The sequence below is a fragment of the Geodermatophilus maliterrae genome (assembly GCF_041018925.1).
GTDB classification, from domain to species: Bacteria; Actinomycetota; Actinomycetes; order Mycobacteriales; family Geodermatophilaceae; genus Geodermatophilus; species Geodermatophilus maliterrae.
In genome coordinates this window covers 1-10,387 of record NZ_JBFNXQ010000143.1, presented here as the reverse complement: position 1 = coordinate 10,387, position 10,387 = coordinate 1, and the positions used below count along the sequence as shown (strand labels likewise).

Genomic DNA, 10,387 nt, shown 5'->3' with positions numbered 1-10,387 from the left:
CCACCGCCAGGGAGCCCCCGACCACGGTGGCCAGGACCGGCAGCGACGGGCCCTCCGAGGCCGCCGTGCCGCCGGCACCGGCCTCCACCCCACCGGCCGGGACGACGCCCGGGCCGGCGGCGTCCAGCGCCGTCTGCACGCCCAGCCCGCCGCCGGGGGTGTCGAGCACCAGGACGCTGTACACCGAGCCCGCGGCCACCTGCACCGGCAGCTCGGTCGGCTGCCCGCCCTCGGGGGTCACCGTGATGCTCGTGGCGCCGGCCGGGACGTCGACGTAGCCGGTGGCGTCGGCGAAGGCCAGGTCGGTCGCCACGGCCGGGCCACCGGGGACGGCGACGTCGAGGGTGTCGGCCGCGGCGGCCGCGGCGATGACGCGCAGCCGCGAGCTGCCGGCCGGGGGAGGCGTCAGGTCGTCCTGCAGGACCTCCAGCCCGAGGTCGGCGAACGGGCCGACACCGGCCACCGTCCGCGCGCTGTCGGCGCCGATCTGCACGGTCGTCGACAGCACCGGCGGGCTGGCCGCGTCGGCACCGGCCGCGCGCATGCTGATCGCGTAGGTGCCGGGCGGGACGTCCTGGTACTCCGAGACCGTGCCGTAGCCGACGCCCGGGAAGACCTGCCCCGCGGCGGGGTCGGCGACCGAGTCGACGTAGACGTCGACGGCAGGGGTGTCGGGGGACAGGTGGGCCAGCCGCAGCAGCCCGCCCTCGGCCGCGGTCGCCGCCGACAACGGCAGCCCCGCGACGGCCGCCGCCAGCGCCGTCACCACCAGGGCCCGGCTCGTCCTCGTCACGCGTGCCTCCGTGCTCAGAGCCCCGCGGTCATACCGCAGAGTGGTGTGGGGATGACACAGGGTCTACCTCGTTCCCAGCCGGGCCGCACCTCGGGGCACCTCGGCAGACTGCACGGGGTCGTCACCGGGTCGCGGCGGTCACCACGGCGTCGGGGTCGGAGACGTAGCGGAAGGCGACCAGCACGCCGTCGTCGGTGACCTGCACCTCGTCGGACGCGAACGGTGGCAGCTGGGCCTCGAGCCAGGCCACGAGACGGTCGGTGGCCGCCGGGTCCCCGGGCACGGGTGCGCCGCCGAGGGCCGACAGGACGGCCCGTCGCGCCGGCGCGGCCGAGCCCTCCTCACCCGGGAGCACCGGCAGGGATGCGATGCCGACGCCGTCGCGGGCGGCCAGGCCGGCGAGCAGGCTGAGCAGTCGCTGGTCCACGGCGGCCCGGGACAGGGTGTCCGCGGTCGCACCGGTGGCACCGGTGGCCGGGTTGGCCAGGAGGGCCTCGGCCAGCGCGCGGCGCCGGTCGAGCTCCTCGGCGGTGGGCTCACCCGGGGCGGGGTCCACCACCAGCAGCTCGCTGCCGTCCCCGGGACGGTCGAAGCGGGCCAGCACGCGCGACCCGGGCGGCGCCGGGCCGACGACGGCGAGCAGGCTCCCGCCCGGCACGCCGTCCTCCGCGGGGCGCACGCGGTCGGCCGGCACGCCCTGCTCGGCCAGCTCGGCGCGGACGGCGGCGGAGGCGGCCAGATCGGTGCCCTCGGACAGCGCCCCCGGCAGCCAGCCGGCCACCGTGGCGCCGGCCGGGGTGGCCGGCGACGCCGGCGCGTCCGTCCCGGGCGGCCCCCCTGCCGCCGTCACCCCTGCCGACGGCGCTGCCGTGGCCCGGCCGCCGCCCGCGGGGTGAGCGCCGCGGCCGCCGTCGTCGAGGGCCACGAGCAGGGCGGCGCCACCGACGAGGACGACGAGCGTGAGCACGGCGCCGCACACGAGCGGGACGAGCAGTCCCGGGAGGCGGGCCCGGTGTCGCGCCCGGTGCCGGTGCGGCAGGGGAGGGGCGGGCTCGTCGTCGGGAGCGTCCGACGGACCGGCGGTCACCGCTCGGTCGGCGTCAGGCACGCACACTGCCTACCGCGTTCCGGTCCGCGGCGCGCGTGGAGTGGAACCAGGGTGACGGGTGTGCCGTCAGCGGCGTCCGGGCACGGCCGGCTGGCCGCCGGTGTCCGGGGACGACTCGGCGCCGACGGCCGGCTGCACCGCCGTCTGCGGCCCCTCCGGCTCCGTGGCCGACGACGTCTGCTCGCCCGGGACGGTCCGCGTGGAGCCGGTGGGGGGACCGCTCGCGTGCCGGCCGCCCGTGCCGCCCTGGTCCGGAGCGGAGACGGGCCGGATCACCTGGGTCTGCGCGGCCGGGAGGCCACCGCCGTCCTGCTGTACCGCCGGCTGGGTGGGGGGAGCCGACACCCGGGTGGGCTGGCGCGCGGCGTCGGCCTCACCGGCGCCCCGGGCCGGGGACTCGGGCTGGCGGGCGTGCGGCGTGGGCCGCGGGGGGACCGGCTGGGGTGCCGTCTGCGGGCGGACGGCCGGCTGCACCGCCGTCTGCGGCCCGACGGCCGGCTGGACCGCGGTGCGCGGACCGGCCGCCTGCGGGACCACCGTCTGCGGGCCGTCGGCGCGCTGAGCGGCCGGCTCCTGCGGCACCGGGGCGGGCTGGCCCTGCAGAGGCTGGCCCTGCGGAGCCTGGCCATGGGGAGGCTGGCCATGGGGAGGCTGGCCATGGGGAGGCTGGCCATGGGGAGGCTGGCCATGGGGAGGCTGGCCATGGGGAGGCTGCGGCGCCTGGCCCTGCGGCGCCTGCCCGCCGTGCTGCCCCTGCCCGGGCGTCGGGCGCTGCTGGGACCGGTCGGCGAGGTCGGGCAGCGTGGAGAGCACCCGCCGGGCCTCGGTGAGCCGGCCGGTGAGCTCGTCGCGGATCCGCCGGATGGCGGCGGCGGAGGCCTCGGCCTCGCTGACGACGGCGGCCGCGTGCGCCTCCGCGGCGGCCACCCGGTCCCGGGCCGCCTGGACCGAGGCCCGCTCGCGCTCCTCCTCGGCCCGCGCGGCGTCGGCGCGGCGGGCGCGCTGCGCGATCTCGAAGTCCTCCTCGACCTTGGCGCGGCGGGCCTGCGACTCGGCGTCGAGCCGGGCGACCTTCTCCTGCGCCTTGGTCACCAGCTCGTCGGCGCGGATCTGCGCCTTGCTGGCGATCTGCTCGGCGTTCTGGCGGGCCTCGGCGAGGATGTGCTCGACCTCGGCCCGGCCGGCCGCCTGGCGCTCGAGCATCGCGCGCTCCTCGGCGGCGGTGTGCTCGCGCAGCGCGCGGGCGTCCCGCTCGGCGGCCCCGCGGATGTCGGCGGCCTCCTCCTCGGCCAGCCGCAGCATGTGCGAGATGCGCTCGCTCATGTTCTCGAACGTCGCCGGGCCGGCGTTGGCGGCCTTGCGGCGCAGCTGCTCGATCTCCGCGTGCATCGCCGAGAGCTGACCGGCGAGGTCGGCCGAGCGGCCGGCCGCGGCGTCCCGGTCGGCGAGGGCCACCCGGATGTCGGCCTCGAGGCGCTCGATGGTCTCGGCCACCTGGTGGCGGTCGTAGCCCCGCAGCACGACGTCGAACGAGTGCTGGGCCTCGCGCATCGGCAGCAGGTCGCGGCGGGGGTCGCTCATGGGACCATCCTCGCAGAGTCGGGGGGCGTCGTCAGCGTCCGGACCGGACCTGCCGGTGCCGCATCCTCCCCGGTGCACGCCGGTCCCGGACCCGGGAGCACCGGGTCCGGGACCGGCGGCGGTCAGACGCCGCGGAAGCGGTTGATCGCGGCCAGGTGCTTCTCCCGCTTGGCGGCGTCCTTGACGCCGAGGCCCTCCTCGGGGGCGAGGGTGAGCACGCCGACCTTGCCCTGGTGCAGGTTGCCCTTCACGTCGCACGCGGCCTGGCCGACCTCGGTCATGGGGTAGACCTTCGACAGGGTCGGGTGGACCAGGCCCCTGTCGATGAGCCGGTTGGCCTCCCACGCCTCCTTGTAATTGGCGAAGTGCGACCCGACGATCCGCTTGAGGTTCATCCACAGGTAGCGGTTGTCGTAGGAGTGCAGGTACCCGGTGGTCGAGGCGCAGGTGACGATCACCCCGCCCTTCTTCGCGACGTAGACGCTGGCGCCGAAGGTCTCCCGGCCGGGGTGCTCGAAGACGATGTCGACGTCGTCGCCGCCGGTCAGCTCGCGGATCTTCTTGCCCAGGCGCTGCCACTCCCGGGGGTCCTGGGTGTCCTCGTCCTTCCAGAACCGGTACTGCTCGGTGGAGCGGTCGATGACCAGCTCGGCGCCCATGGAGCGGACGATCGCGGCCTTCTCGGGGCTGGAGACCACGCAGACGGGGATGGCGCCGCCGTTGAGCGCCATCTGGGTGGCGTAGGAGCCCAGGCCGCCGGAGGCGCCCCAGATCAGCACGACGTCGCCCTGCTTCATGTTCGCGCCGTTGTGGCTGACCAGCTGCCGGTAGGCGGTGGAGTTGACCAGCCCGGGCGCGGCCGCCTCCTCCCAGGACAGGTGCGCCGGCTTGGGCATGAGCTGGTTGCTCTTGACCAGCGCCAGCTCCGCGAGGCCGCCGAAGTTGGTCTCGAAGCCCCAGATCCGCTGCTGCGGGTCCATCATCGTGTCGTCGTGGCCGGCCGGGTCCTCCAGCTCCACCGACAGGCAGTGTGCGACGACCTCGTCGCCGGGCTTCCACTTGTTCACCCCCGGGCCCACCCGCAGCACGACGCCGGCCAGGTCCGAGCCCACCACGTGGTAGGGCAGGTCGTGCCGCTTGGTGAGGTCGTTCTGGCGGCCGTAGCGCTCCAGGAAGCCGAAGGTCGACACCGGCTCGAAGATCGACGTCCAGACGGTGTTGTAGTTCACCGAGGAGGCCATCACGGCCACGATCGCCTCACCCGGGCCCAGCTCCGGGGTGGCGACCTCCTCCACGTGCAGTGACTTGCGCGGGTCCTTCTCCCGGGTGGCCAGGCCCTCGAACATGTCCTGCTCGTCCTTGCGGACCAGCACGGCGCGGTAGGACTCCGGCACCGGCAGGCCGGCCATGGCGTCCAGCTCGTCGGCGAGGATGGCGTCCCTGATCTCGTTCACGCGGTCTCCCGGGTCTTCGTCGGCTCGGAGGCGGTGGAGGGGCGGTGCGGTGGCGCGAGATGTTACCGGTGGGTAGGAACCTGCTCGGAGCCCCGTCAGGGGGAGTCAGTGGCCGGAGGTCGCCGGCTGCACCAGTTCCACGAGGACGCCGCCGGCGTCCTTCGGGTGGACGAAGTTGACCCGGCTGTCCGACGTCCCTCGCCTGGGGGTGTCGTAGAGCAGTCGCAGGCCGCGCTCGCGCAGGGTGGCGCTGACCGCCTCGACGTCGTCGACGCGGAAGGCCAGCTGCTGCAGGCCGGGTCCCGAGCGGCCGATGAACTTCGCGATCGTCGAGTCGGGCGTCAGCGGCGCCAGCAGCTGGATGCGGGTGTCGCCGCTGCCGACGGCGAGCATCGCCTCGCGGACGCCCTGCTCCTCGTTGGTCTCCTCGTGCACGGAGCGCACGCCGAAGGTGTCCGCGTAGAAGGCGATCGCCTGGTCGAGGTCGGGGACGGCGATGCCGACGTGGTCGATGGTGGTGAACAGCTCGGCGGGCAGACCCGGGGGGACGTCAGCGGTCATCGGGACATGGTGGCGCAAGACGTCTGAGACGACATCGACGTGTGGCGGGGATCACGCACGGAGGGCCCGTCGCACCGGGGTGCGACGGGCCTCTCTCAGCGCGCGAGGAAGGAGATCAGCGCCCGGTTGAACTCCTCGGGGTGCGAGGCGTTGACGCCGTGCGGGCCGCCCTCGACGACGACCAGCTCGCTGCCGGCGATCGCCTCGTGTGCGCGCTTGCCGCTGACCTCGAAGGGCACGATCGCGTCGCTGTCGCCGTGGATCACCAGGGTCGGCACCGTGACCGCTGCGACGTCGGCACGGAAGTCGGTGCGGCCGAAGGCGGTGATGCAGTCCAGCGTGCCCTTGGGCGAGGCGCCCTCGGCGATCCGCAGCGCGTACTGCCGCTGCTGCTCGCTCACCGCCGCGCCCCTGAGCAGACCGGAGCCGCCGGGGGTGAAGAAGTCCCTGGTGAAGCCGTCGAGGAAGGCCGGCCGGTCGCTGCGGACGCCCTGCTGGAACCCCTCGATCGTGGCGTCGTCGAGGCCGCCGTCGGGGTTGTCGGCGCTCTTGTAGAGGTAGGGCGGGACGGCTGCGGCCAGCACGGCGCGGCTGACCCGGGCGGTGCCGTGGCGGGAGAGGTACCGGACGACCTCGCCACCGCCCATGGAGAAGCCGACGAGGGCGACGTCGGTCAGGTCGAGCGAGGTGAGCAGCGCGTCGAGGTCTGCGGCGAAGGTGTCGTAGTCGTAGCCGCTCCAGGGCTGGGACGAGGCGCCGAAGCCGCGGCGGTCGTAGGTGACGACGCGGTGGCCGGCCTCGACGAGCGGCCCGACCTGGGCCTCCCAGGAGCGGCCGGACAGCGGCCAGCCGTGGATCAGCACGACCGGGCGGCCGGTGCCGTGGTCCTCGAAGTACAGCTCGACGGGCTGGCCGTTCTCGGTGCCGACGGGAAGGCGGGGCATGGTCCCTCCAGGTTCTCGGAGATCTTGGTCCATGACGGCCTACCCGGTCGTGTACCGCCCAACCGCGCGGAGACGTCGACCACCGTCGTCCGCGCGATCTATCCTGTCCTGCAGCCCTACTGCCGCGACCTGCCCTCCCGTGCCGGCGCGGCCCGACCCGCGGTCGCCGGCGGCGGCGACCGGCACTGGAGGCAGCATGTCCCGCTCGGTCATCGTCAGCGGCGCCCGGACCCCCATGGGCCGGCTCCTCGGCTCCCTCAAGGACTTCTCCGCCGCCGACCTCGGCGGCATCGCGATCAAGGCCGCCCTGGAGCGGGCCGGCATCTCCGGCGACCAGGTCGAGTACGTGATCATGGGGCAGGTGCTGCAGGCCGGCGCCGGCCAGAACCCCGCGCGACCCGCGGCCGTGGCCGCCGGCATCCCGATGTCGGTGCCGTCGATGACCGTGAACAAGGTCTGCCTCTCCGGCCTGAGCGCCATCGCGATGGCCGACCAGCTCATCCGCGCCGGTGAGTTCGACGTCGTCGTCGCCGGCGGTCAGGAGTCGATGACGCAGGCGCCGCACCTGCTGCCCAGCTCGCGCACCGGCACCAAGTACGGGGACGCGAAGCTCGTCGACGCCATGGCGCACGACGGGCTGTCGGACACCTTCGACCAGGTCGCCATGGGCGAGCTGACCGAGCGGGCGAACAGCCGGTACGACCTGACCCGCGAGGAGCAGGACGCGTTCGCCGCGGAGAGCCACCAGAAGGCCGCGCGCGCGGGGAAGAACGGCGTCTTCGACGAGGCGATCACCCCGGTGCTCATCCCGCAGCGCAAGGGCGACCCCATCGAGTTCCGCGACGACGAGGGCGTCCGCGCCGACACCACGGTCGAGACCCTGGCCAGGCTCAAGCCGGCCTTCGCGGAGGACGGCACGATCACCGCCGGCACCGCCTCGCAGATCTCCGACGGTGCCTGCGCGGTCGTGGTGATGTCCGCGGAGAAGGCCGCCGAGCTGGGCATCACCCCCATCGCCGAGATCGGCGCCCACGGCGTCGTGGCCGGACCGGACGCCACCCTGCAGAGCCAGCCGTCGCGGGCGGTCCAGCGGGCCTGTGCGCGCGAGGGCATCGACCCGGAGGAGCTCGACCTGGTCGAGTTCAACGAGGCCTTCGCGGCGGTCGCCATCGTCTCCACCCGCGAGCTGGGGATCGACCCGGAGAAGGTCAACCCCAACGGCGGCGCCATCGCCCTCGGCCACCCGATCGGCATGAGCGGCGCCCGGGTCGTGCTGGACGTGGCGCTGGAGCTCCGGCGCCGCGGCGGCGGCGTCGGTGCCGCGGCCCTGTGCGGCGGTGGCGGCCAGGGCGACGCGCTGATCCTGCACGTCCCCGCCCCCGCGTGACCGAGTCCCCTCAGGGGACCGCAGTAGCGACGCCCGGCCCCGCTGCCCCTCGCGGGCGGCGGGGCCGGCGCGCTGTCGACGTCCCCGACCTGGTCGCCCGGGCCCGCGACGGCGAGGCGCGCGCCGTCGCCCGGCTGATCTCGCTCGTCGAGGACGCCAGCCCCGTGCTGCGCGAGGTGGCCGCGGCGCTGGCGCCGCACACCGGCGGCGCGCAGGTGCTCGGGCTCACCGGCTCACCCGGCGTGGGCAAGTCCACGACGACGACGGCGCTGGTGCGGGCGCTGCGGCGGGCCGGCCGGCGGGTGGGGGTGCTCGCCGTCGACCCGTCCTCGCCGTTCTCCGGCGGCGCGCTGCTCGGTGACCGCGTGCGCATGCAGGACCACGCCGGCGACCCCGGCGTCTACATCCGCTCCATGGCCTCCCGCGGCCACCTCGGCGGGCTGGCGTGGGCCACACCGCAGGCGCTGCGGGTGCTCGACGCCGCCGGCTGCGACGTGGTGCTCGTCGAGACCGTGGGCGTCGGGCAGTCGGAGCTGGAGATCGCCTCGCTGGCCGACACCACGCTGGTGCTGGTCGCGCCGGGGATGGGTGACGGCATCCAGGCGGCCAAGGCCGGGATCCTCGAGGTGGCCGACGTCCTCGTCGTCAACAAGGCCGATCGCGACGGGGCCGACCGGACCGTGCGCGACCTGCGCTACGCGCAGTCCCTCGGCGGCCGGCACACCGGGCCCGGGGCGTGGCAGCCGCCGATCTGCCGGACGGTGGCCGCGCGCGAGGAGGGGATCGCCCGCGTGCTCGAGCACGTGCAGGCCCACCGCCGCTGGCTGGCCGACTCGGGGGAGGGCGCCCGGCGTCGCGCGGAGCGGGCCGCGCGGGAGATCGAGGCGATCGCGCTGGCCGGGCTGCGCGCGCGGATCGGCGACGTGCGCGGGTCGGCGGCGCTGGCCGCGCTCGCCGACCAGGTGGTGGCGGGGGAGACCGACCCCTACCGGGCCGCCGACCGGCTCCTCGCGCAGCTCTGACCGTCGCCGGGGAGACTGGCCGGGTGAACGGGAAGCCGGACGCCGTCGTCGTCGGAGCCGGGCCGAACGGCCTGGCCGGAGCGCTCCGGCTGGCCGCCGCCGGCCTGCGGGTGCAGGTGGTCGAGTCGGCCGAGCGACCCGGCGGGGGGATGCGGACCGAGGAGCTGACCCTCCCCGGCTACCGGCACGACACCTGCTCGATCGTGCACCCGATGGCCGCGGCGGCCCCGTTCTTCCGGGAGTTCGACCTGCCCAGCCGGGGCGTGCGGCTGGTGCACCCGGAGGTCGCCTACGCCCACCCGCTCGACGGTGGCCGCGCGGCGGTGTCGCGGTACTCGCTGGAGGAGACCGCCGAGGGCCTCGGTGCCGACGGCGCGGCCTACCGCCGGCTGTTCGGGCCGCTGGTCGAGGACGCGCAGGACGTCATCGACTTCTTCCTCATGAGCCGGCTGCGGCGGCCGCCCACCCGCAGCGTCGGGGCGGTCACGCACTTCGCGCTGAACGCACTGCCGAACGTCCGCTGGCTGGCGCAGCGCTGGTTCGACACCGAGGAGGCGCAGGCGCTCATCGCGGGCGCCGCCGCGCACGGGATGCTCGACCTCGCCCGCCCGCTGACCGCCGGCCTCGGGATGGTGCTCGGCATGCTGGCCCACCACCGCGGGTGGCCGCTGGTCGAGGGCGGGTCGCAGCGGCTGGCCGACGCGATGGTGACCGCGCTCGAGCAACAGGGCGGCGAGGTGGTCACCGGGCACCACGTCACCGACCTGCGCGAGTTCGACGGCGTCCCGGCGGTGCTGCTCGACACGACACCGCGGGGCTTCGTGGCTATGGCCGGCGACCGGGTCCACGAGGGCTACCGGCGCTGGGTGTCGCGGTACCACCACGGGCCCGGCGTCTTCAAGGTCGACTGGGTGCTCACCGAGCCGGTGCCGTGGACCAACCCGGAGGTCCGCAAGGCCGGAACCATCCACGTGGCCGGGACCCTGGCCGAGACCATGGACGGTGAGGCGGCGCCCGCGGCCGGGCGGACCACGGACCGGCCCTACGTGCTCGCCGTCCAGCCGACCGTCGTCGACCCCACCCGGGCCCCCGAGGGCGGGCACGTGTTCTGGGCCTACGTGCACGTGGCGCACGGCTCCACCATGGACATGACCGACGCGATCGAGGCGCAGGTCGAGCGCTTCGCGCCCGGCTTCCGGGACACGATCGTCGCGCGGGCGGTGAAGGACGCGCCGGCGATGGAGGCGTGGAACCCCAACCACGTCGGCGGGGACATCTCCAACGGCGAGGCCTCGCTGCGGCAGATGCTCTTCCGGCCGGTGCCGCGGTGGAACACCTACAAGACGCCGGTCGAGGGCGTGTACCTCGCCTCGGCGGCGACCCCGCCCGGGCCCGCGGTGCACGGCGCCTGCGGGGACAACGCCGCACGGGTCGCGCTGCGCGAGGTGTTCGGCGTCCGCGACGTCCCACCCCTGCGCCCTGCCGTCTGACAGCGGTTTTCAGGCGGCTTGGGGGGTGAAGTAGCCGGCGTGGGCGG

General features: G+C 75.4%; 9 protein-coding genes. 3 read left to right on the top strand and 6 right to left on the bottom strand.

Features of this window, described 5'->3' with window-relative positions; translation table 11 throughout:
* From ABQ292_RS24895 to ABQ292_RS24870, 6 genes are all read right to left on the bottom strand, one after another.
* On the bottom strand, positions 1 to 793 hold a 793-nt coding region (locus ABQ292_RS24895), incomplete at its 3' end, for a DUF4397 domain-containing protein (protein WP_369210396.1).
* 121 nt (positions 794 to 914) lie between these two features.
* Positions 915 to 1,901 carry a hypothetical protein gene (locus ABQ292_RS24890; protein ID WP_369210395.1) on the bottom strand — a complete coding sequence of 329 codons (987 nt, stop codon included), beginning with the start codon at positions 1,899 to 1,901 and terminating at the stop codon, positions 915 to 917.
* 66 nt (positions 1,902 to 1,967) lie between these two features.
* Positions 1,968 to 3,482, bottom strand: coding sequence for a DivIVA domain-containing protein (locus tag ABQ292_RS24885; RefSeq protein ID WP_369210394.1), 1,515 nt, complete (start codon positions 3,480 to 3,482; stop codon positions 1,968 to 1,970).
* 122 nt (positions 3,483 to 3,604) lie between these two features.
* Entirely contained in the window at positions 3,605 to 4,936 is a 1,332-nt protein-coding gene (gene ccrA / locus ABQ292_RS24880; protein WP_369210393.1) for a crotonyl-CoA carboxylase/reductase, read from the bottom strand.
* A 105-nt stretch (positions 4,937 to 5,041) separates the two neighbouring features.
* Complete coding sequence (gene mce, locus ABQ292_RS24875) at positions 5,042 to 5,497, bottom strand: methylmalonyl-CoA epimerase (RefSeq protein ID WP_369210392.1); 456 nt, start codon at positions 5,495 to 5,497, stop codon at positions 5,042 to 5,044.
* A gap of 95 nt (positions 5,498 to 5,592) precedes the next feature.
* Positions 5,593 to 6,441, bottom strand: a complete 849-nt coding sequence (locus ABQ292_RS24870; protein ID WP_369210391.1) for an alpha/beta fold hydrolase — start codon at positions 6,439 to 6,441, stop codon at positions 5,593 to 5,595.
* Positions 6,442 to 6,637: 196 nt separating this feature from the next.
* On the opposite strand from ABQ292_RS24870, the gene ABQ292_RS24865 reads away from it, so the two are divergent.
* From ABQ292_RS24865 to ABQ292_RS24855, 3 genes are read left to right on the top strand one after another with little or no spacing between them, the layout of a single operon-like run.
* The gene (locus tag ABQ292_RS24865; protein ID WP_369210390.1) at positions 6,638 to 7,828 is read left to right on the top strand and encodes an acetyl-CoA C-acetyltransferase; all 1,191 of its coding nucleotides are present in this window, start codon (positions 6,638 to 6,640) and stop codon (positions 7,826 to 7,828) included.
* Positions 7,825 to 8,850 carry a methylmalonyl Co-A mutase-associated GTPase MeaB gene (gene meaB, locus ABQ292_RS24860; protein ID WP_369210389.1) on the top strand — a complete coding sequence of 342 codons (1,026 nt, stop codon included), beginning with the start codon at positions 7,825 to 7,827 and terminating at the stop codon, positions 8,848 to 8,850. The genes ABQ292_RS24865 and meaB overlap by 4 nt, the downstream gene beginning before the upstream one ends.
* 23 nt (positions 8,851 to 8,873) lie before the next feature.
* Positions 8,874 to 10,340, top strand: coding sequence for a phytoene desaturase family protein (locus ABQ292_RS24855; RefSeq protein ID WP_369210388.1), 1,467 nt, complete (start codon positions 8,874 to 8,876; stop codon positions 10,338 to 10,340).
* Positions 10,341 to 10,387: the final 47 nt, after the last annotated feature.